The sequence below is a fragment of the Streptomyces sp. NPDC039462 genome (genome assembly GCF_055639375.1).
This window is the reverse complement of sequence record NZ_JBVKAO010000003.1, coordinates 600838-623644: the sequence shown is the minus strand read 5'-3', so window position 1 is coordinate 623644 and position 22807 is coordinate 600838. Positions and strand designations below refer to the sequence as shown.

Genomic DNA, 22807 nt, shown 5'->3' with positions numbered 1-22807 from the left:
CCATGACCGTCCACCTGCACTGGTTCCTGCCGACGGGCGGCGACGGCCGCACCCTCGTCGACCGGCACGCCTACACCGACGGCGGCATCACGCGCTCCCGCGTCACCCCGGTGAGCGGCGTCCGCGCGCCCGACATCGAGTACCTGGCCCAGATCGCCAAGGCCGCGGAGCAGCTGGGCTTCGAGGCGGTGCTCACCCCGACCGGCACCTGGTGCGAGGACGCCTGGCTGACGACGGTCGCGCTCGCCCAGCACACCGAGCGCCTCAAGTTCCTGGTCGCCTTCCGCCCGGGCGTGCTCTCCCCCGTGCTCGCGGCACAGATGGCGGCGACGTATCAGCGCATCACCCGCGGCCGGCTGCTGCTCAACGTGGTGACGGGCGGCGATTCGACCGAGCAGCGGCGGTTCGGCGACCACTTGGACCACGACCGCCGCTACGCCCGCACCGATGAGTTCCTCTCGGTCGTACGAGGGGTGTGGAGCGGCAAGCCGTACGACTTCGACGGCGAGCACTTCCAGGTCGAGGGCGGTCTGACCGCGCTGCCGCCGGACCCGCTGCCGGAGATTTTCTTCGGCGGGTCGTCGGCGGCCGCCGGGCCGGTCGCCGCGCGCCACACGGATGTGTACCTGACGTGGGGCGAGCCGCCCGAGCAGGTCAAGCAGAAGATCGACTGGATTCGCGGGCTCGCCGAGAAGGAGGGCCGCACGGTCCGCTTCGGCATCCGGCTGCACACCATCTCCCGTGACTCGGCCACGGAGGCCTGGGCGACCGCGAACCGACTGCTCGACGATCTGGATCCGGACACCGTCGCCGCCGCTCAGGAGGCCCTCGGCCGCAGTGAGTCGGTGGGCCAGCAGCGCATGCTCGCGCTGCACGGCGGCTCCCGGGACAAGCTGGAGATCGCGCCGAACCTGTGGGCCGGTGTCGGCCTGGTGCGGGGCGGCGCGGGCACGGCCCTGGTCGGCAGCCACGCCGACGTCGCCGACCGGATCGAGGAGTACCACGCGCTCGGCGTCGAGCACTTCGTGCTGTCCGGCTATCCGCACCTGGAGGAGGCGTACTGGTTCGGGGAGGGCGTCATCCCCGACCTCGCCGCGCGCGGGCTGCTGCCCCGGATCCCGGCGTCACCGCTCGCGGGCGTGCCCGCGGCGAACGGCCGCCCCGCCTCCGCGCCCGGCGGCGCCCCACTGCTGGTCGCCGGAGGACGCTGAGAAATCCGACCCGGCGGGAAGATCCCGGACCCCGACGAAGTTAGTAGAAATGTGAACGACATCGGGGTACGAGACACGGCCGCCCCAGCGGCGGTACGGGAAGCGGCAGCGCCGACGGCGGTACGGGAAGCTGCGCAGGACGCCGCTCATGAGGTGGACGTCGTCGTCATCGGCGCCGGGCAGGCGGGTCTGTCCAGCGCCTACCACCTGCGGCGGGTCGGCTTCACGCCGGGCCGGGACTTCGTGGTCCTCGACCACGCCCCCCGGCCCGGCGGCGCCTGGCAGTTCCGGTGGCCTTCCTTGACGTACGGGAAGGTGCACGGCATGCACGCGCTCCCCGGCATGGAGCTGACGGGCGCGGACCCCGCGCGCCCGTCGTCGGAGGTCATCGGTGAGTACTTCGAAGAGTACGAGCGCCGCTTCGACCTGGGGGTTCGGCGCCCCGTCGACGTGCGCCGGGTCAGCGAGGGCGACGGCGGCAGGCTGCTCGTCGAGACATCGGCGGGCACCTGGTCGACGCGGGCGCTGATCAGCGCGACGGGCACCTGGGACCGGCCGTTCTGGCCGCGCTACCCGGGCCAGGACACCTTCCGCGGGCGGCAGCTGCACACGGCGATCTACCCGGGACCCGAGGCGTTCGAGGGACAACGGGTGATCGTCGTGGGCGGTGGCGCGTCCGGCACGCAGCACCTCATGGAGATCGCCCCGTACGCGGCCGCGACGACCTGGGTCACCCGGAGTGAGCCGGTGTTCCGCGAGGCGCCGTTCGACGAGAACTGGGGGCGTGCGGCCGTCGCCATGGTCGAGGAGCGCGTGCGCAAGGGCCTGCCGCCGCGGAGCGTGGTGTCGGTGACGGGGCTGCCGGTGAACGACGCGATCCGGCGGGCGCGGGCCGACGGCGTCCTCGACCGGCTGCCGATGTTCGACCGGATCACGCCGACCGGCGTCGAGTGGGACGACGGCCGCCGTGTCGACGCCGACGTGATCCTCTGGGCGACGGGCTTCCGCCCGGCGGTCGACCACTTGGCGCCGCTGCGGCTGCGCGAGCCGGGCGGCGGCATCCGGCTGGAAGGTACCCGGGCCGCCGCCGACCCGCGTGTCCACCTCGTGGGGTACGGGCCTTCGGCGAGCACGATCGGCGCCAACCGCGCGGGCCGTGCGGCGGTGCGCGACATCCGGCGGCTGCTGGCGGGCGCGCCCGTCGCGGCGTGACGGGACCTCGCTCGCCGCACAGCCCCTAGGGCAGGTACAGGGTGTAGAGGAGCCTGTCGGGTGTGACGGGTGGGGTGCCCTGGAGCACACCCGTGGTCGCGTTGTCGACGAGGCCCCGCTTGACCTGCGCCGGCGTGTCCGTGGGCCGGAAACCGAGGTGCAGCGCGGCGGCGCCGGCCGCGTGCCCGCTGGCCATCGACGTGCCGTTGAGCGTGGCGGTCGCGGTGTCGCTGTCCTTCCACGCCGAGGGAATCTGCACGCCCGGCGCGAAGAGGGACACGCAGTTGCCGTGGTTGGAGGAGGAAGCCCGGCGGTCGCCCCGGTCACTGGCGCCGACACTGATCGTCTCGGCCACCCGTGAGGGCGAGGTGTTGCAGGCGCCGCCCGCCTGTCCGGAGCTGCCCGCCGCGACGGTGTAGGTGACCCCGGAGCGGATGGAGCGCCGCACCGCGCTGTCGAGGACGTCGCTGGCCGCGCCGCCGAGGCTCATGTTCGCGACCGCGGGCCTGGTGCCCTTCGCCGTCACCCAGTCGACGCCCGCGACGACGCCCGAGGTGGTGCCGGAGCCCTGACAGTTGAGGACCCGCACCGCGACCAGGCGGGCCTGCTTCGCCACGCCGTACGTCGCGCCCGCGGCGATGCCTCCCACGTGGGTGCCGTGGCCGTTGCAGTCGTCGCCGTTCCTGCCGTCGCCCACGGTGTCGGTCCCGACCGAGGCCCGGCCGCCGAACTCCGTGTGCGTGGTCCGCAGTCCGGTGTCGATGACGTACACGCTCACACCGGGAGCGGTGGTGCGGTAGGTGTACGTGGTGGACAGGGGGAGGCGCCGCTGGTCGATGCGGTCCAGTCCCCAGGGGGCGTCGGGCTGGGTCTGTTCGCGGGTGGAGACCCCGTCGGCCTCGGCCCGGGGCGGAGCGGCCCGTGGGGTGTCGATGCGGACCCGGGTGTCCTGGCGGACGTACGCGACGCGGGGGTCGGCGGCCAGCTCGGCGGCCTGTGCGCGGCTCATCCGGGCGGAAAAGCCGTGCAGCGCCGCCCGGTAGACGTGCCCGAGCCGCGCCCCTTCGGCCCGGCCGACGAGCTCGCGCGCCACGCCGGGCACGGCGGATGAGCCGACCGCGGCGCTCCTGTTCCCCGGGCCGGGTTCCTTCAGCACGACGATCCAGCTGTTCGGCACGGGGGTCTCCGAGCCGCTCGCGAGCCGCAGCTTCCTGTCGGGGACGGTGGAGCCGACGGAGTCGCCCGAGGCCGCGTGCGTGGCGGTGGCGGCGGCAGTGGCGCCGAGCAGGCCGGTGGCGGTCAGCGCGGCGGACAGCAGCACCGCTGCCTGCCGCCGACGGGAGGGCATTCTCATTCCCGGTGCACCTGAACCTTTCGTTGACCAGAAGGGGTCGGATCATGTGCGGTGCGCGGTGCGGTTGTTGCCCGTGGTTCTGCTGGTTCTGCTGGTTTCGCGCGGAGCGCATGCCAGCCTCTCGCGCCGCTCGGCGCGGCACAAGAGGCCGGACGGCCACTCCGGGCGCGGCGGTTCAGGGCGCGGCGACTCACGGCACGACGATTCAGCGCGCGGCGAAGCTCACCTTCGCTTGCCGCTGTTCAGGGCGCGGCGACGTTCACCAGGCTCTTGTACGGGAGGTAGCGCGGCACGCTGGGCTGGGTGGGGGCCGGAGTGACGCCCTCCAGGCCGTCGATCATCACGCCGAGCTCGACGGTGCCGCCCCCCTCGGTGAAGCGCCGCCAGGCCGACATGTCCCGCCACTCCCCGTGGTTGAGCACCAGCCGGCCGTCCTTGCTCGTGTGGAAATGGGCCGCGAGGAGACCCGGCGGGCGGGTCCGCTCCAGAATCGCCACCACACCGTCGATGAAGGCGCGCTGCCGGTCGGGCCCGTCGGTCTCGAAGATGGGCGTGACCAGTGCGCCGGGGGTGCTTTCCGCCCTTTCCTCGGTCGCATAGCTGCGATAGAGGGAATAGCGCACCTCCCCGGGCCGCTCGATGCCCAGAACCATGCGGTCGACCCTGCTCAGCTCCTCGGAGTTCTGGGCCGCGCGTGCCCACTCGCGGTGGGAGTCGTCGTCCGTCCACTGCGCGTAATTCAGTACCTCACGGCCGTTCTCGCTGAGGAATGTGGTGAACGACAGCATCGCCGCCGGGCGTTCCTGGTGTTCCCACTCCTCGATCACCAGGTCCGCGGCCTGCTTCTGGACCCCCGGCGCCGGCAGGGTCCAGGAACTGACGAGGATCGTCCCGGCGTCCGCGCGCCGGACGTCGGGAAAGGCACGTGATATCGGTGCGGCCATGGTCGGCTCCTCCTGCATACTGAGCGGTACGGTTGAGAAAAGCGTTGTACCTGAACCACGGTTGAGGTCAAGGAGAAGCCGAACCCCGGCGAGTCCCCCTATCTCGCCCTGGCCTCCTGCTACTTCTCCTTGTTGAACTCCCCCACGTTCTTCTGGTGTTCCTCAAAGCTCGCCGTAAAACGCGTGTCTCCCGGCTTTACCGTCACGAAGTACAGCCAGTTTCCCGGAGTCGGGTTGATGGCCGCCCGCATCGCCTCTTCTCCGGGATTGCCGATCGGCGTGGGCGGCAGCCCCATGCGTGCGTAGGTGTTGTACGGGCTGCTGATCTTGGTGTCACGTTCGCTGGTGGCCAGTGTGGAGCGGTTGAGCGCGTAGTTGATGGTGGAGTCCATTTGTAGCGGCATGCCCTGGTCAAGGCGGTTGTAGATGACCCGGGCGACCTTGCCCATCTCCTCCTTGGAGCCCGCCTCGGCCTCGATCATGCTCGCGATGGTGACGGTTTGGTAGAGGTTCACGGCATTCCGGTCTGCGCCCGCCGTGACCTGACCGCCGCCGAACTTCTTGTTCGCCGTGTTCACCATGTACGACAGGACGGATGCCGGAGTCGACCGCGAGTCGATCGGGTACGTCGCCGGGAAGAGGTACCCCTCGGGGTTGCCGCCGGCGTCGCGGGGGAGTTTGAGGCCGGCCTTCGGGAGAGCCTTCTTCGTGGTGCCGGCGGGCACCCCGAGGGCCTTGTCCACGGCCGCGTACACCTGACCCGAGCGCCACCCTTCCGGGATGGTCAGCGTCTCGGGCTGTGCGTCGTCGTCAGGAAGCAGCAGCGGCACCGCCACAGCGGCTGCCGCGACGGCGGCTCCGGTCGCGATCAGGGCGATCCGGCCCCGGCGCGTCAGTTGAGTCGTGCCCCGTCTCGGAGTCTTGGTCTGCATGCGGGCACGGTAACCCGCAAATGCTCATATTCCTGGCATATCTTCACGTCACCGGCTCCAGTTGGGCGTCTCTGCGAACGAGGGCGGCGTAACGTCCGTCGCGCTCCATGAGCTCCTCGTGGGTGCCGCGCTCCGCGGTGCGGCCGGCGTCCAGGACCACGATCTGGTCGGCGCCGCGGACGGTGGAGAGGCGGTGGGCGATGGTGAGGGTGGTCCGGCCCGCGGACAGCGCGTCGATGGCCTCCTGCACGGCTCGCTCCGTGCGGGTGTCCAGGGCGCTGGTCGCTTCGTCGAGGATGAGGACCGGCGGGTCCCGCAGGATGGTGCGGGCGATGGCCAGGCGCTGCTTCTCACCGCCGGAGAAGCGGTGGCCGCGCTCGCCGACGACCGTGTCGTACCCGTCAGGGAGGGATGCGATGTGGTCGTGGATCTGGGCGGCGCGGGCAGCGGTCGCAAGCTCCTCGTCGGTGGCGTCGGGCTTGGCGAAGCGGAGGTTGTCCGCGACCGAGGCGTGGAAGAGATACGTCTCCTGGGAGACCACGCCGACGGCACGCGCGAGGGTGTCGAAGTCGAGGTCGCGCACGTCGATCCCGTCGAGGGTGACGCGGCCGGCCGTGACGTCGTAGAGCCTGGGCACCAGATGGCTCAGGGTCGACTTGCCGGAGCCGGTGGGGCCGACCACGGCGAGGCTGCCGCCCGCGGGTATGACGAGGTCGATGTCCTGGAGGGTGGGGCCCGACTTCTCGTCGTAACGGAACTCGACCTTCTCGAAGCGGACCTCGCCCTTGATCTCGTCGAGGTGCACGGGCTTCTCCGGCTCGGTGATGTCGACGGGCAGGTCCAGGTACTCGAAGATGCGCTGGAAGAGCGCGAGCGAGGTCTGGATCTGCACGCCGGTCGAGAGGAGGCTCACGGTCGGGCGGAACAGGCCCTGCTGCAGCGAGACGAAGGCGACGAGCGTGCCGAGCGAGACGGTCGGGCCGCCGGTCCGGAAGGCGATGCCCGCGGTCCAGTAGATGACGGCGGGCATGGCGGCCATGACGATCGAGATGACGGCCATGCGCCAGCGGCCCGCCATGTTCGACCGGATCTCCAGGTCGACCAGGCGCTCGGACTCCTCGGCGAAGGACTTGGTGAGGGAGTCGGCCCGTCCCATGGTGCGACCGAGGACGATGCCGCTCACGGAGAGCGACTCGGTGACCGTCGCGGCCATCGCGGCCATCTGCTTCTGGCGCTGCGTGGCGATCTTCTTGCGCTCACGGCCGACGCGGCGGCTGATCCACACGAAGACTGGGAGCAGCAGGAGCGAGACCACCGTGAGCCGCCAGTCGAGGGCGAGCATGGCGACGACGGTCGCGATGACACTCGTGAGGTTCGAGACGAGGGACGTGGCGGTGGAGGTGACCGTCGCCTGCATGCCGCCGATGTCGTTGGCGATCCGGGACTGGACCTCGCCCGTGCGGGTGCGGGTGAAGAAGGCGAGGGACATGCTCTGCAGCCGGCCGTAGACCGCGGTGCGCAGGTCGTGCATGACGCGCTGGCCGACGGATGTGCTGATCAGGGTCTGCAGGACGCCGAAGACGCTCGTGACGACCGCGCTGAGGATCATGCCGAGTGCGAGCAGGCTCAGAAGGCCCGTGCGCCCCTGCGGCAGGGCGGTGTCGAGGATCTCCTTGAGCAGGAAGGGGGTCGCCACCGAGACGAGCGACGCGGCGCAGACCAGCAGGCCCACGAGCGCGAGGCGGCCTCGGTAGGGCCGGAAGAGGCGGAGGATGCGGCGCATCTGGCGGGGCTGCGGCTCCTCGCCGGGGGCGGGGGGCTGCGGCGTCCAGGTGGGTTCGTCGTGACGCATGGGCTCCTTCGGGATTTCGGACGACGATGACTCAGGGAGCATAGCTCACTGTTACCTATACTCACAATGCACAAGGTCCTGGTAATGTTCCCGCATGAACACCCCGGACCCCGACGGCCTGCTCGCCGAACAGTTGCTGCGGCTGACCCGCAGGCTGCAGCGGATCCAGAAGCGCCATCTGGTGCCGATCGGCATCACACCCGCGCAGTCCCGCCTGCTGCGCACCCTCGCGCATTACGAGACCCCGCCCCGCATGGCCGACCTCGCCGAGCGCCTCGAAGTCGTGCCGCGCGCCGTGACCACCCTGGTCGACGCACTGGAAGCCGCTGATCTCGTGCGACGCGCACCCGACCCCACCAACCGCCGGGTGATCCGGATCGAGCTCACCGACGCCGGGCTGAAGGCCCTCGGTGAGCTGCGCGGCGCGCGCCGCGCCGCCGCGGAGGACATCCTGGCTCCACTGGACACCGAGCAGCGCGCCCAGCTGGGCATCCTGCTGAACGCACTGTTCGACGTGCCGGACGTCCGCCGCTGCTGACACCGTCCGCCGCCGCAACCGTCGAGGAGAGCTCATGCCACTGCTGGAGCCCGAGCCGGACACCCTGCGCCCCGGCCCCGCGTCGCGCACGGAGGGCCCGTCGCACGACCGCGTGCCGGACCGACGGCGCGGCGGCACCCCTGAGCCGCTGCGCTCCGAACTGACCGCGCTGCTCGGTGCGGACAAGGTCCTGACGAAGATCTCCGACCTCGTGCGGTACGCGTCGGACGCCAGCCCGTACCGCTTCGTGCCGCAGGTCGTGGTCGTCCCCGAGGACATCGACGACGTGTCGGCCGTCCTGTCGTACGCGCACGGCAAGGGCCGCGAAGTCGTCTTCCGCGCGGCGGGCACGTCGCTGAACGGCCAGGCGCAGGGCGAGGACATCCTCGTCGACGTGCGCAAGCACTGGTCGGGCGTCGAGGTGCTCGGCGAAGGCGAGCGCGCCCGCATCGGCCCCGGCACGACGATCGTGCGCGCCAACACCACCCTGTCCCGGTACGGCAGGGTGCTCGGCCCCGACCCGGCGAGCGCGATCGCCTGCACCGTCGGCGGCGTCGTGGCGAACAACGCGTCGGGCATGACCGCGGGCACCACCCGCAATGCGTACCGCACAGTCGCCTCACTGACCTTCGTCCTCCCCTCCGGCACGGTCGTGGACACGGCCGAGCCGGACGCCGACGAGCACCTGGCGCACGCGGAACCGGAGCTGTGCGAAGGCCTGCTGGCCATCAAGCGGGAGATCGAGGCGGACGCCGAGCTGGTGGCCCGCATCCGCGCCAAGTACGAGATCAAGAACACCAATGGGTACCGCCTGGACGCCTTCCTCGACGGCGCGACGCCCGTGGAGATCCTGCGCGGCCTGATGGTCGGCTCCGAGGGCACCTTCGGCTTCATCTCCGAGGTCGTCTTCGACACGCTGCCTTTGGAGCGGCACACGACGACCGCTCTGCTGTTCTTCCCCTCGCTGCCCGCGGCCGCCGCGGCGGTGCCGTTGTTCACTGCCGCGGGCGCGCTCGCCGTCGAGCTGATGGACGGCAACACCTTGCGCGCGTCGGTCAGCGTCCAGGGCGTGCCAGCCGACTGGACCGGCCTCCCGAAGTCCACGGCCGCCCTCCTGGTGGAGTTCCGCGCCCCGGACGAGGCCGCACAGGAGGCGTACGAGGCGGCGGCCGCCCAGGTCCTCGAAGGACTCGAACTGGTCGCACCCGTCCCATCGGTGACGAACACCTTCACCCGTGACGCGAAGACGATCGGCGGCTACTGGAAGGCGCGCAAGGCGTTCGTCACCGCTGTCGGCGGCTCCCGCCCTTCGGGTACGACACTCATCACCGAGGACTTCGCGGTTCCGCCGGGTCGGCTCGCCGAGGCCTGCGAAGCGCTGCTCGACCTCCAGACGCGGCACGGCTTCGACACCGCCGTCGCGGGCCACGCGGCACACGGCAACCTCCACTTCCTGCTCGCCTTCGACGCGGCGATCCCCGCCGACGTGGAGCGCTACGCCGCGTTCATGGACGAGTTCTGCCGCCTGACGGTGGAGCGTTTCGACGGCTCCCTGAAGGCCGAGCACGCCACAGGACGCAACATCGCGCCCTTCCTGGAGCTCGAATGGGGGCCGAAGGCGACCGAGTTGATGTGGCGCACGAAGCAGGTCATCGACCCGGACGGCGTCCTCGCGCCCCGCATCGTCCTCGACCGTGATCCGAAGGCTCATCTGCGCGGCCTGAAGACCATCCCCAAGGTGGAGCCGATCGCCGACCCATGCATCGAGTGCGGCTTCTGTGAACCGGCCTGCCCCAGCGAGGACTTGACCACGACACCGCGCCAGCGCATCGTGCTCCGCCGCGAGATGATGCGCCAGCCCGCGGGCTCCCCCGTCGAGGACGGCCTCGTCGAGGCGTACGGCTACGACGCCGTGGACACCTGCGCGGGCGACTCGACCTGCCGGATCGCCTGCCCCGTCGGTATCGACACGGGGGCCCTGATGAAGGACTTCCGTCATGCGCGGCACTCGCCCCGCGAGGAGAAGGCGGCCGCCCTCGCCGCGAGGAACTTCAAGGCCGTCGAGGCGTCCGCGCGGCTGGCGGTGGCCGCCGCCGACAGGATCGGCGACCGGCTGCTGACCGCGGTGACCCGCACCGCCCGCAAGGCTGTGCGTCCGGACCTGGTCCCCGAGTGGCTGCCGCAGATCCCCGGCGCCGCCGCACGCAGACTGCCGCGCACCCGACGCGTCGGCGCCTCGGCCGTCTACTACCCGGCGTGCGTCAACCGCATCTTCGGCGGGCCGGGCGACCGCTCCTTGGCGGAGGCCGTTGTCGCCGTCTCCACGCGCGCGGGGAAGCCGGTTTGGATTCCGGACGATGTCGCGGGGACGTGCTGCGCGACGATCTGGCACTCCAAGGGGTACGACGCCGGGAACAGGGTCATGGCCAATCGCATCGTCGAGGCGGCCTGGGGCTGGACGGCCGGCGGCCGCCTGCCGCTGATCGTCGACGCCTCGTCCTGCACGCTCGGCATCGCGCACGAGGTCGTGCCGTATCTGACCGCCGACAACCGCGAGCTGCACCGGGAGCTGACGGTCGTCGACTCGATCGTCTGGGCCGCCGACGAGCTCCTCCCCCACCTGACGGTGCACCGCACGGTCGGCTCCGCGGTGCTGCACCCCACCTGTTCCATGCAGCACCTCGGCGACGAGCCACAGCTCCGGGCCGTCGCCGAGGCCTGCGCGGACGAGGTGGTCGTCCCGGACGACGCGGGATGCTGCGCCTTCGCGGGCGACCGCGGCATGCTCCACAAGGAGCTCACGGAATCGGCCACGCGCAAGGAGGCAGCGGAGGTCACGTCCCGCGCCTTCGACGCGCACCTCTCGGCGAACCGCATGTGCGAGGTGGGCATGGACCACGCGACGGGCCGCGGCTACTACTCCGTACTCCTTGAGTTGGAGCGCGCGACACGTCCCTGACCGGTATTCCGCGTACCCCCTGATGCTCCTTCGATAAATCCAACTCTTCGGTCCCTCCAGTCTCTTGCGCCCCGGCCGGGCCGCCACCAGGGTGGCTTCCGCCCCAGTGGTAGAGACCAGCCGACATTCAGCTACGGAGGTCCGATGCACGACGAGAACGCCACCCCGGCCCCTGACGGCACCACCCCCGACGACGGCACCCGGAGCGCGGCGGGAGACGGCCACTCCCGGCGCACGGTGCTCCGCACGGCGGGCCTCGCCGGTGCGGGACTCGGAGTCGGCGCCTTCGCCGGCGGCACGGCACACGCCGACACCCCTGCCGCCGCGGCCGCGGCGGCCCCGGCGTCGGACACAGGGACGGCCGAGGCTCCCGCCCGCAAGGGCGACACCATGATCGGCGTGCCGTTCGAGCGGCGCTCCACGGTGCGGGTCGGGATCATCGGACTCGGCAACCGCGGCGGCAGCATGATCGACCTGTTCCTCGCGATACCGGGCGTGCGCGTGGTCGCACTCTGCGACCCGGTCAAGGACAAGACCGCGGCCGCCGCGAAGAAGGTCACGGCCGCGGGCCAGCCCGCCCCCGCGACGTACACCAAGGGCGAGCACGACTACGAGAACCTGTGCAAGCGCGGCGACATCGACTTCGTGTACGTGGCGACGCCCTGGGAACTCCACTTCGCCATGGCCAAGTCGGCGATGGTCAACGGCAAGCACGTCGGTGTGGAGTGTCCGATCGCGATGCGCCTCGACGAGCTGTGGGAGCTCGTCGACCTGTCCGAGCGCACCCGCAGACACTGCATGCAGCTGGAGAACTGCTGTTACGGCAAGAACGAGATGCGCGTCCTGCGCATGGCGCACGCGGGCAAGTTCGGTGAGCTGCTGCACGGGGCGGGCGCCTACAACCACGACCTGCGCGGTCTGATGTTCGACCCCGACTACTACGAGGGGCCGTGGCGGCGCCTGTGGCACACCCGGCTGCGCGGCGACCTCTACCCCAACCACGGCTTCGGCCCGGTCGCCAACTACATGGACGTCAACCGCGGCGACCGCGTCACGCACATCTCCAGCTTCGGCACGCCTGCCCTCGGCCTGGCCGAGTACCGCAAGGCGCACATGCCCCCGGGTGACCCGAGCTGGAAGGAGACGTACATCGAGAGCGACCGCACGATCAGTCTCGTCCAGACGGCGAAGGGGCGGGTGATCCGCCTGGAGCACGACGTCAGCACCCCGCACCCCTACTCCCGCATCAACAGCCTCGGCGGCACGAAGGGCGTCTTCGAGGACTACCCCGCCCGCATCTACATCGAGCCGGATCACACGGACGATCAGTGGGCCGACTTCTCCAAGTACGCCGACTTCGACCACTGGCTGTGGAAGGAGCACTCCAACCCGCCCGGCGGCCACGGCGGCATGGACTACATCATGATCTTCCGGCTGATGCAGACGATGCAGCTCGGCCTGGTGCCGGACTTCGACGTGTACGACGCCGCGACATGGACGGCACCCGTGCCGCTCAGCCATCTGTCGATCAAGGCGAAGGGCGCACCGCAGGCGATCCCGGACTTCACCCGCGGGCTGTGGAGGAAGGCCCGGCCGGGAATGGACTCGGAGAAGCCGAAGGCGTAAGGGCCCGGGCGGGCTCGGTGGCGGGTTCAAGCCACCGAGCCCGCCCTCGGGCCTCGGCGTCCTCGCCGGTCAGCAGCGCCGGCGGTCCTCCGTCAGGGTTCCCTGGACGGTGGACAGGGTCCGGTCGTAGCAGCCCGTGTCGCCGACCAGGCGGTAGCGCTCGCGCGAGGTGCCCACGGCGTGCCGTTGGTCGCGCGGGACGTTGGCGGTGTACGTCGCGTCGCCGTCGTAACGGTCGTCCAGCACCGACCAGCCGGTGCGCCGGCCGCCGCGTTCCGTGACGCTCTCGGCGCGGTCCCCGAGGGAGATCTCGGTCCGCAGCCGGTCGCCGGCCCCGAGCGTCGTGGTGCCGTCCATGGTGTACGTCCGGTCGGTGCGCGCGGCGCGATGGCCCGTCGTGACCGTCTCGCGGTCGGTCCACGTGGCCTTGAGCGCGTCCGTCGACTCGCCATCGGTCCAGCGGTGGACGGACGTGTTCGCGAGGGTGCGCGTCACGGTCGTCGAGACGCGGCCGTGCGAAGTGTTCACGTACCCCGAGACGCTCAGCCGGTGGCCGCCCTCCGTGTCGAGCCGGTGCGCCTCGTCACCCGAACCGGGCGTGTAAGTCGACTTGTTGGCGAGGTCGCCCTCCTTGTGGCGGGTCAGGCTGCCCGTGACGCGGTCGCTCTTCTCGTCCTGCCAGACCAGTACGTTGACCGGTGTGCTCCAGCCGGTCTGTGCCTCGGGTACGCCGGCGACGGAGACCTCCACCCGGTGCGGACGGCCGTCGTTGAGGGTGCCCGCGAAGGGGGTCAGGTCGTACTCGATCGGCTTGATGTCGAAGGCGCGCGGCCCTGGGATCACGTACCAGAGAAAGGGGTTGGACCAGCCGCCGGTCCACACGGTCGGGAACGGCGCGGCGATGCCCGCCAGCCGGCCGTCGACCTTGACCTGCACCTCGCGGTAGGGGCCCTTGTCGGCCTTGCAGGAGTAGGGCGCGGCGTCGGGCACGGTCAGGTACCAGTACTCCTCGCAGCCTCCGCCTGAGCCCGTGGCGTACACCTCGGCGACGATGCGTTCGCTGTTGCGCGGGGTGGTGAGGGTGGTGCCGGTGGCTCCATCCCCGAGGGGGATGATCCGGTCCGGCGTCTCGCGGGCGGCGGTATTCGCCTTCCGCTGCTGGTAGAAGGTCAGCTTGACCTTGACGTCGATGATGCCGGTGTAGGTGTCGTTGACGACGTTCCCGATGAGCATCTCGACCTGTTGGGCGCGGGCCAGGGTGTCGCTGTACCGCGTGACGTCCTTCTCGACGGACCAGGTGATGCCGTCGACCGACGGCTGCGGAGTCGACGTACGGAAGACTTCGACGCCGCCGATCCGGAGATAGCCGAGACGGTCGTACTGACGCCCCTTGACCTTTCCGTCGAGCCGCAGGACCACCTTGCCCCAGTCGCCCTTGCCGCACTTCTCCGGAGGGGCGTAGTCACCCTTGTACGGCGTGAAGTCCTTGAACTGCGCTTCGGCGATCGTCACTTCACAGGACTTGGTGGACGGTTTCGGCACGGGTGGCGCGGCGGTGATCGGGTCGTGCCAGTCGTTCCCGAACTCCGGTGGGGGCGTGGCGGCCGCGGCCGGGCCGGCGCCGAGGAGGGTGCTCGCCGCGAGGGCCGCTCCGGCGAGCATGGACATGACACGTCTTCTCATGGGGGCTTTCTATGGGGCGGTCGCCGATCACCGCAATGGTGCGGCCTCTCTCCCCGGCCTCCGGGGCGCCCTGCCGGGGCGCCCTGTCTTCCGCGTCGTGCTCAGGCCCGTAGGTTCGCCCTGTCACCCATCACCACGACCGGGTGCTGCTTCGGGTCGAGCGTGCGCAGCAGGTACTTCATGCCCGCCTTGGACAGGCTCACGCAGCCCGACGTACCGCTGCCGTGGTCCATGTGCAGCCAGATGCTGCCGCCCTTCGCCTGTCCCTGCGGCCGTGTCGGGTCGTTCGGCGGGGTGCCCTTGGCGCGGTTGTAGTCGATGGCGATGACGTAGTCGAAGTCGTGCCAGTGCGTCTTGGGCCAGTAGTGCGGGGCCTGCATGGACACCGACTCCGTGTAAGGGAACTTGGCCCCCGGGTCCGCGAGGACGCCGCCCGCGTCGGTGAGCGTGAACACGCCCACCGGGCTGCGCTTGTCGTTCTCACGGTGGTTGGTGGTCCACCCCTTCTTGCCATTGTGCGCGGGCCAGCTGCGGGCCTTCTCCCAGGTGGTGTCCTTGCTGCCCGACTTCGTGTAGAGCACGACGGTCGACTTCGCCGAGTCCTCACCGTCGCCGTAGACAGCCACGACCTGACGGGAGTTCCGAGGAACCTCTGACTGCAGACGGTCGCCGACGTCCGGAATGCGCCGGGGGTCGTCGGCCCCGGCCCGGTCACTCTGGCCGTGTCCCGCATTCTTGCCGTGCTCCCCGCCGGCGTCGCCCTTCCGCGAACCGTCGTCGTTCCCACTCGCGCAGGACGTCAGAAGAACACCGCAGGCCGCTGCCGCGACCACCACTCGCACCCCACCGGCTATTCGCATCCGTCCATGGTCGCACCCGCTCCGCACTCCCCCTGTCCACCGCCACGACGCACGCCGGGACCGGGCCGATTCTTTACCCCAGGGCGGAAAACCGTTTGCTTCCGACCACCGCGCGAGGCGAACCTTTCACGGTTTGTAACCGCCGTCCGCTCCTTCGAACTCCTCGTCGGAGCGACGCCGCCGCACCTAGTCCTGGGACGTCATGCAGATTCGCGACCTTCCGTTTCCCGACCCCGGTGTCCCCGACGTCCGGTCGGGGCCGCGCTTCCTGCTGTGGCTGGGCCGCAACCAGCTCGGCGGGCAGCTCAAGTCTCTCGCCTGGGGCCTGCTGCACTTCAGCTCCATCGCGGGCCTGCCCTACATGGTCGGCGTCGCCGTCGAGGCCGTGCTCGACCGCTCCGGCGGCCGGCTCGCCCTGGCGGGCGCGTTGATCGGCCTGCTCGGCATCGGCATCGCGGTGGGCGACACCATGCTGCATCGCACCGCGGTCACCAACTGGATCACGGCCGCGGCGCGCGTGCAGCAGCTGCTCGCCCGGAAGACCGCCGCGCTCGGCTCCGCGCTGACCCGTCGTGTCGCCGCCGGTGAGGTCGTAGCCGTCTCCACCGGTGACGTCGAGAAGATCGGATGGTTCGTGGAGGCGCTGTCGCGGTTCGCGGCGGCCGCGCTCACCGTCGTCCTGGTCTGCGTCGGTCTCGTCGTCTACCAGCCCGCCCTCGGTGTCGTCGTCGCTGTCGGCATCCCGGTGCTCGCGATGGCCGTGCTGCCGCTGCTGCCCCGCGCCACGCGCCGGGCGGACTTCCAGCGCGAGAAGGCGGGGCGGGCCACGGAACTGGCGTCGGACACCGTCGCCGGGCTGCGGGTGCTGCGCGGCATCGGCGGCGAGGAACTCTTCCTCGACCGCTACCGCCGCGCCTCGCAGGAGGTCCGCTCCGCCGCGGTGCGCAGTGCCCGGATGTGGGCCGTCATCTCGGCGATCCAGATCCTGATGCCGGGGCTGCTGCTGATCGCGGTCGTCTGGCACGGCGTGCACCTCGCCCGCGAGGGCCGCGTCACGGTGGGCGAACTCGTCACCGTCTACAGCGCCATCATGATGCTCAACTACCCGCTGCGGCACTTCGAGGAGATCGCCATGGCGTACTCCTTCTCCCGGCCCTCCGCGAAGCGAGCGGCCCGGGTTCTCGCCCTGCAGCGGACGGCGCCGAAGGGTACGGACTCCACGGATGCGGAGTCTTCGGCGGGAGACCCGCCTGCGCCTTCCGGTGACCTGTACGACCCCGCGACGGGCCTGCTCGCCCCGGCGGGTCGCCTGACCGCCGTGGTGTGCGGCGACCCGGACGAGGCGGGACGGCTCGCCGAACGGCTCGGCGGACACCCCGCCTTCGACGACGCCGCGGGCCTGCCGTCCGTGCGTCTCGGAGACGTACCGCTGGACGACCTGCCGCTGGACACAGCCCGCACCGCCGTCCTCGTCCAGGACAAGGATCCCGTCCTGCTCTCCGGAACTCTTCGCGCCCTCCTCGACGTACCGGCGTCGGGCGCGGTCAGCCCCGAGGAGGCGCTGGCCGCGGCGCAGTGCTCCGACGTCCTGGACGCGCTCGCGCAGGCGTCGGTGGACGACGACCCCATGGCCGCCCACCTCACGGAACGTGGCCGCTCCCTCTCCGGAGGCCAGCGCCAACGCCTCGCTCTGGCCCGTTCACTGGTCACCGACCCCGAGGCACTGGTGCTCGACGAGCCGACGTCCGCCGTGGACTCGCACACCGAAGCCCGGGTCGCCGACGGCATCCGGCAACTGCGCCGGGGGCGCACCACCGTGGTGCTCACCTCGTCACCGCTGCTCCTCGACCGAGCCGAGCGTGTCGTCTTCCTGGCGGACGGCGAGGTCGCGGCTGTGGGCGCCCACCGCGAACTGGTGCACAGCGAACCGCGATACCGCGCGGTCGTGACCCGCGAGACCGACACCGAACGCACCGAACACACCGAACGCACGGACCGCGTCGCCGCGGAGGCCCTGACCGGCTCCTCGGACGCCCTGGCGAATTTCGACATCGAGGAGACGGCATGATCGGCCTGGCGCCCCCGGCATACGATCCGGCGGCCCCCACGACGGCGGAGACCCTGCCCGTCGGCTCGGCCACGACCGTGCGCGACTACGTCCGCGAACTGTTCCGGCGCCATCGCCGGTCCTTCCTCCTGCTCATCCTGGTGAACACGCTCGCCGTCATCGCCTCGATGGTCGGCCCTTACCTCCTCGGCGGCTTGGTCGAGAAGGTCTCGGACGACACACGGGACCTGCACCTCGAACTCACCATCGGGCTGTTCACGGCGGCCCTCCTCGTGCAGGCCTTCTTCGTGCGCGAGGTGCGGCTGCGCGGTGCGATGCTCGGCGAACGGATGCTGGCGGATCTGCGGGAGGACTTCCTCGTGCGCTCCGTCGGGCTGCCGCCCGGCGTCCTGGAGCGGGCCGGTACCGGCGACCTGCTGTCGCGCATCACCACGGACATCGACCGGCTGGCCAATGCCATGCGTGAGGCCGTGCCGCAGCTCGCCATCGGCGTGGTGTGGGTGGTGCTGCTGCTCGGCGGGCTCGTCGTCACCGCACCGCCGCTGGCACCCGCCGTGCTCGTCGCCGTGCCCCTTCTCGTCGTGGGCTGCCGCTGGTACTTCAAGCGGGCTCCCGCCGCCTACCGTTCGGAGGCCGCCGGATACGCCGCCGTGGCCGCCGCCCTCACCGAGACCGTCGACGCGGGACGCACGGTGGAGGCCCACCGCCTCGGCCGTCGCCGCGTCGAACTGTCGGAGCGCCGCATCGCGGAATGGACCGCTTGGGAGCGGTACACCCTCTACCTGCGGTCGGTCCTCTTCCCGGTGATCAACCTCACCCACACGACCGTGCTCTGCTCGACGCTGATGATCGGCGGAGTCTTCGTCCTCCAGGGCTGGATCGGCGTCGGCCAGCTGACCACCGGGGTCCTGATCGCGCAGATGCTGGTCGACCCGCTGGGGATCATCCTGCGCTGGTACGACGAACTCCAGGTCGCCCAGGTGTCGCTGGCCCGGCTCGTCGGCGTGCGCGACATCGAGCCGGACGCGGGCGACTCCTCCGTGACTCCGGAGGGACGACATGTCCTCGCCGACGACGTCCACTTCGGCTACCGCGCGGGCGTCGACGTGCTCCGCGAGGTGTCTCTCGCCGTCGAACCCGGCTCGCGTGTCGCGCTGGTCGGCCCGTCGGGCGCGGGCAAGTCGACCTTGGGCAGGCTTCTCGCCGGGATCTACGGACCGCGCACCGGTCATGTCACCCTGGGCGGCGCCGCGCTGTCTGACATGCCCGCGGAGGCGGTGCGCGCCCATGTGGCGCTGGTCAACCAGGAACACCACGTCTTCGTGGGCTCTCTGCGCGACAACCTCCTCCTCGCCAGAACCGGAGCGCGGGACGCCGAGTTGTGGGCTGCCCTCGGCGCGGTCGACGCGGCCGACTGGGCGCGTGGCCTCGACGAGGGTCTGGACACCGAGGTCGGCTCGGGCGGGTTCGCGCTGACGCCCGCACAGGCGCAGCAGATCGCCCTGGCCCGACTGGTCCTCGCCGACCCGCACACGCTGGTCCTCGACGAGGCCACCTCGCTCCTCGACCCGCGTGCGGCACGGCACTTGGAGCGCTCCCTCGCCCGCGTCCTGGACGGCCGCACGGTCGTGGCGATCGCCCATCGACTGCACACCGCACATGACGCCGACGTCATCGCGGTGGTCGAGAGCGGCCGGATCAGCGAACTCGGCAGCCACGACCAGCTGGTGGCGGCGGACGGTGCGTACGCGGCACTGTGGCGGTCCTGGCACGGGTAGGAAGGGCCGGGTGTGCGGGGAGGCGGGCTCGCTGAGCACGGGTAGGCAGGACCAGGCGTGCGGGGAGGCGGGCTCGCCGAGCACAGGGGGCCCTATTGGCCTTCGGAAGAGGGTAGTTAGGGTTCGTGGATGGCTGCATCGTCCACGGAACCCGACGTCCCCGATCGGCGCGGGCCCGCCCGCTACCTGTGGTGGGTGACCGTCAGCCAGCCTCGCCGGGTGGCCGCCGGAGCCGTGTTGGGCAGCGCGTGGATGGTCTGCCTGACGCTTCCCCCGTACGTCCTGTCGCGCGCCATCGACGAGGGCCTGCGGGCGGGTGACCGGTCCGCCCTGGTGGGCTGGTGCGCGGCCCTGTTCGGCATCGGCGTCCTGAACGCCTGGCTGGCGATCATGCGGCATCGCACGATGACCCGGATCCGGCTCGACGCCTACTTTCGTACCGTGCGAGTCGTGGTCGACCACGCGACCCGGCTCGGCGCCGCGCTGCCCCGCCGCGTCTCGGCCGGTGAGGTCGTCACGATCGGCCACTCCGACGTGGGTGTGATCAGCCAGACCCTGACCGTGACCGGGCCGGGCGTGGGCTCGGTGATCGCCTACTTCGTGGTGGCCGCGCTGTTGCTGTCCGTCTCCACGTTGCTCGCTGTGGTGGTGCTGGTCGGCGTGCCTCTGCTCGCCGTGCTGATCGGGCCGTTCCTCAGCCGGTTGCAAGGGGCGGAGACTGCCTACCGGGAGCGCCAGGGCGCACTCGCCGCGACCCTCGGGGACCTCGCGGGCGGACTCCGTGTCCTCAACGGCCTCGGGGGCAAAGAGGTGTTCGCGGCCCGCTACCGCGCGGGCTCCCGCCAACTGCGGGACGAGGGCTACCGGGTCGGGTCGAGCATGAGCTGGATCCAGGCCTTCGGTCTCGGGCTGCCCACCCTGTTCCTGGCCGCTGTGACATGGCTCGCCGCACGCATGGCCGCTCAGGGCACCATCACCGTTGGCGAGTTGGTGGCCATCTACGGCTACGTCGCCGTGCTCGTGGTGCCGGTGACGTTCTTCATCGAGGGCAGCTACGACATCGGCCGGGGCCTCGTCGCCGCGCGTCGGGTCGTCGACTTCCTGAACTTGGAGCCGCAGGGCTGGGAGAACGAGAACCGGGCGAACTCGGAGGAGGCTGCGGTCCCTGGCCCCGCGACACCATCCGTGCTGCGCGACCCCTCGTCCGGCGTCGAGGTCGCCCCCGGACTCCTCACCGCGCTCGTCAGCGCTCGCGCGTCCGACGGCACGGAGATCGTCGACCGGCTCGGCCGGTTCGCTCCCTCCTCCGTCACATGGGGTCCGGTCCGCCTCGACGCCGTCGCGCTGGACGAGGTGCGGGCCCGGGTCCTGGTGGCGGACAACGAAGCGGACCTCTTCGCCGGTACCTTGCGTGCCGCCGTTTCCGGCCGATGGGATCCGGACGAGGACGCCATCGCCCGCGCGGTCGAGGCGGCCATGGCCGGCGACATCGTCCTCGGCCTCCCGGACGGGCTCGATGCCCTCCTCGACGCACAGGGCCGCAACCTCTCCGGCGGCCAACGTCAGCGCGTCCGCCTGGCGCGGGCCCTCCTCGCCGACCCCGAGGTGCTCCTGGCGGTCGAACCCACGTCGGCGGTCGACGCCCACACCGAGGCGAACATGGCGTCCCGTCTCCGCACCGCCCGCGACGGTCGCACGACCCTCGTCACCAGCACGTCTCCCCTCGTCCTCGACCAAGCCGACGTCGTGTACCACCTGGTGGACGGCCGCGTCGCCGCCGTCGGCCGCCACGCCGACCTGCTGGCAGGCCATCCGGGCTACCGACGCCTGGTGTCGCGCGGGGCTGAAGAGGGCGACGAGGCGGAGGAGCAGCACACGCCACAGGGACAGAAGCGCTCCCGACCTCCCGCCGAGCCGACTCATGAGGCCCTCCGATGACGCCGCCCCGCCGCGAGGACGTGGCCGATCCCGCGCCCGGACACCTGCCCGTGGCCGACCGCCGCCAAGTCCGAGATGCCGCCCTCCGGCTCATCCGGCAGGACACCGGCGCCTTCATCACGATGATCGTCTTCAATGCCCTTGCCGCGGCGGCGGGGCTCGTCGGCCCTTGGCTCCTCGGGCGCATCATCAATACGGTCCGGGCAGGCGGAGGCGTCGACACCGTCGACCGCCTCGCCCTCGGCATCCTTGTCGGCGCCGTCGCCCAGCTCCTTCTGGCGCGCCACGCCCGCTACCTCGCCCATCGCTTCGGCGAACGGACCCTCGGCCGCATTCGTGAGCAGTTCGTCGACCGGGCCCTCGCCCTGCCGGCCTCCGTCGTGGAGCGGGCCGGAGCAGGCGATCTGACGGCCCGCGGCACCACCGACGTCGCGACCGCCGGGCAGATGCTGCGCGACACCGGGCCGGATGTCTTCGTGGCGGCCGTGCAGGCGCTGTTCATCCTCGGCGCGGTCTTTCTGCTGGACCCACTGCTCGGTGTCTGCGGTGTGGTCGGCCTCACCGGCATCTGGTTCGCCACCCGCTGGTACCTGCGCCGTGCGCACTCCGCCTACCTCGAGCAGGGAACCGCCCACTCCGCGCTGGCCGAGGTCCTCGCGGCCACGGCCTCCGGGGCCCGCACCGTCGAGGCCCTGCGTCTGCGCGAGCGTCGTGTCGCGGACAGTGAGGCGGAGATCGGACGGTGTGTCGCCGCCCACGACCGGACACTGTTCCTGCGCAGCGTCCTCTTCCCCTCCATCGACATTTCGTACGCCGTCCCGGTCGTCGCCGTGCTGCTCCTCGGCGGGATCCTGCACGACCAGGGCTCCGTGAGCCTGGGCACGGTGGTCGCTTCGGCCCTCTATCTCCAGCAGCTCTCCCAGCCGCTGGACACGATCCTGCAGCAGGTGGAACAGCTGCAGAGCAGCGGCGCCTCCTTCGCCCGGGTCGAGGGCCTGGCCGCTGCCCCGACGGGCCCGCCCGGCGCCACCCCTCCCCTCCTCCCCCACGGCGGCACCCCTGAGGACGACCGCATCGAGGTCACCGGCGTGCGCTTCGCCTACAGCGGCACCGCCGACGTCCTGCGCGGCGTCGACCTCTCCGTACATCCTGGCGAGCGCCTCGCCATCGTCGGGCCGTCGGGAGCGGGGAAGAGCACTCTGAGCCGACTCCTGGCAGGGATCGACGCACCGGTCGAGGGCACGGTGACCGTCGGCGGCGTACCGATCGCCGACCTGCCGCCCGACCGGCTGCGCCGTCAGGTCGTCCTCGTCACCCAGGAGCACCACGTCTTCCTCGGCACTCTCCGGGACAACCTCGTCATCGCGGCGGAGTCCGCCACGGACGTCGAGCTGAAAGCCGCCCTCACCGCGGTGGGTGCGGACTGGTCCGACGGCCTGCCGGACGGCCTGGACACCGAGCTGGGCCCCGGCGGCCATCGCCTGCACGGAGCGCAGGCCCAGCAGCTGGCCCTGGCCCGCGTCGTGCTCGCCGATCCGCACACACTGATCCTGGACGAAGCCACCGCGCTCCTGGACCCGACGACGGCGCGGCACACGGAACGGGCCCTCGCCGCCGTCCTCCGCGGGCGCACCGTCATCGCCATCGCCCACCGGCTGCAGACGGCCCACGACGCGGACCGCGTGGCGGTCATGGAGGACGGCCGGGTGACCGAGCTCGGCACCCACGACGACCTCGTGACGGCCGACGGCGCCTACGCCGCGCTCTGGCACTCCTGGCACGGGGAGCACCGGCGCACGACCTGAGCCGGGAGCGACGTGGGCATCGGCCTCGGTATCGGCTCGGCCACGCT

At 71.3% G+C, this 22807-nt stretch carries 15 protein-coding genes; 9 read left to right on the top strand and 6 right to left on the bottom strand.

Annotated elements, in window-relative coordinates:
- The first annotated feature begins 2 nt into the window (after positions 1-2).
- Positions 3-1211 carry an LLM class flavin-dependent oxidoreductase gene (locus tag ACZ7LU_RS19975; RefSeq protein WP_471917454.1) on the top strand — a complete coding sequence of 403 codons (1209 nt, stop codon included), beginning with the start codon at positions 3-5 and terminating at the stop codon, positions 1209-1211.
- A 153-nt stretch (positions 1212-1364) separates the two neighbouring features.
- Complete coding sequence (locus ACZ7LU_RS19970; RefSeq protein WP_471917767.1) at positions 1365-2423, top strand: NAD(P)-binding domain-containing protein; 1059 nt, start codon at positions 1365-1367, stop codon at positions 2421-2423.
- 25 nt (positions 2424-2448) lie between these two features.
- Here ACZ7LU_RS19970 and ACZ7LU_RS19965 read toward each other — a convergent pair whose 3' ends face one another.
- The 4 genes from ACZ7LU_RS19965 to ACZ7LU_RS19950 form a co-directional block, all read right to left on the bottom strand.
- Positions 2449-3777, bottom strand: a complete 1329-nt coding sequence (locus ACZ7LU_RS19965) for a S8 family peptidase (RefSeq protein ID WP_471917453.1) — start codon at positions 3775-3777, stop codon at positions 2449-2451.
- A gap of 242 nt (positions 3778-4019) precedes the next feature.
- Complete coding sequence (locus tag ACZ7LU_RS19960; protein WP_471917452.1) at positions 4020-4721, bottom strand: antibiotic biosynthesis monooxygenase; 702 nt, start codon at positions 4719-4721, stop codon at positions 4020-4022.
- A gap of 119 nt (positions 4722-4840) precedes the next feature.
- On the bottom strand, positions 4841-5653 hold the full coding sequence (gene mltG / locus ACZ7LU_RS19955; protein ID WP_398306891.1) for an endolytic transglycosylase MltG: 813 nt from the start codon (positions 5651-5653) through the stop codon (positions 4841-4843).
- A gap of 43 nt (positions 5654-5696) precedes the next feature.
- A complete protein-coding gene (locus ACZ7LU_RS19950) occupies positions 5697-7505 on the bottom strand; it encodes an ABC transporter ATP-binding protein (RefSeq protein WP_471917451.1) in 1809 nt (602 codons plus the stop codon).
- A gap of 94 nt (positions 7506-7599) precedes the next feature.
- Between ACZ7LU_RS19950 and ACZ7LU_RS19945 the strand changes: the two genes are divergently transcribed.
- The 3 genes from ACZ7LU_RS19945 to ACZ7LU_RS19935 all read left to right on the top strand — a co-directional run bounded on the left by ACZ7LU_RS19945 (position 7600) and on the right by ACZ7LU_RS19935 (position 12628).
- Entirely contained in the window at positions 7600-8043 is a 444-nt protein-coding gene (locus ACZ7LU_RS19945; RefSeq protein ID WP_468558569.1) for a MarR family winged helix-turn-helix transcriptional regulator, read from the top strand.
- A 34-nt stretch (positions 8044-8077) separates the two neighbouring features.
- Positions 8078-11002, top strand: coding sequence for an FAD-binding and (Fe-S)-binding domain-containing protein (locus ACZ7LU_RS19940; protein WP_471917450.1), 2925 nt, complete (start codon positions 8078-8080; stop codon positions 11000-11002).
- Positions 11003-11146: 144 nt separating this feature from the next.
- Entirely contained in the window at positions 11147-12628 is a 1482-nt protein-coding gene (locus ACZ7LU_RS19935) for a Gfo/Idh/MocA family protein (protein ID WP_471917449.1), read from the top strand.
- A 69-nt stretch (positions 12629-12697) separates the two neighbouring features.
- Here ACZ7LU_RS19935 and ACZ7LU_RS19930 read toward each other — a convergent pair whose 3' ends face one another.
- Both ACZ7LU_RS19930 and ACZ7LU_RS19925 read right to left on the bottom strand, forming a co-directional pair.
- Positions 12698-14311: a peptide-N4-asparagine amidase gene (locus ACZ7LU_RS19930; RefSeq protein ID WP_471917448.1), complete on the bottom strand. Its 1614-nt coding sequence runs from the start codon at positions 14309-14311 to the stop codon at positions 12698-12700.
- A gap of 101 nt (positions 14312-14412) precedes the next feature.
- Complete coding sequence (locus ACZ7LU_RS19925) at positions 14413-15171, bottom strand: L,D-transpeptidase family protein (RefSeq protein WP_471917447.1); 759 nt, start codon at positions 15169-15171, stop codon at positions 14413-14415.
- A 202-nt stretch (positions 15172-15373) separates the two neighbouring features.
- On the opposite strand from ACZ7LU_RS19925, the gene ACZ7LU_RS19920 reads away from it, so the two are divergent.
- From ACZ7LU_RS19920 to ACZ7LU_RS19905, 4 genes are all read left to right on the top strand, one after another.
- Positions 15374-17239: an ABC transporter transmembrane domain-containing protein gene (locus tag ACZ7LU_RS19920; protein ID WP_471917446.1), complete on the top strand. Its 1866-nt coding sequence runs from the start codon at positions 15374-15376 to the stop codon at positions 17237-17239.
- The gene (locus ACZ7LU_RS19915) at positions 17236-19017 is read left to right on the top strand and encodes an ABC transporter ATP-binding protein (RefSeq protein WP_468314430.1); all 1782 of its coding nucleotides are present in this window, start codon (positions 17236-17238) and stop codon (positions 19015-19017) included. The genes ACZ7LU_RS19920 and ACZ7LU_RS19915 overlap by 4 nt, the downstream gene beginning before the upstream one ends.
- A 129-nt stretch (positions 19018-19146) precedes the next feature.
- Entirely contained in the window at positions 19147-20955 is a 1809-nt protein-coding gene (locus ACZ7LU_RS19910) for an ABC transporter ATP-binding protein (RefSeq protein WP_471917445.1), read from the top strand.
- Positions 20952-22760, top strand: coding sequence for an ABC transporter ATP-binding protein (locus ACZ7LU_RS19905; protein WP_471917444.1), 1809 nt, complete (start codon positions 20952-20954; stop codon positions 22758-22760). The genes ACZ7LU_RS19910 and ACZ7LU_RS19905 overlap by 4 nt, the downstream gene beginning before the upstream one ends.
- The last annotated feature ends 47 nt before the right edge of the window (positions 22761-22807 follow it).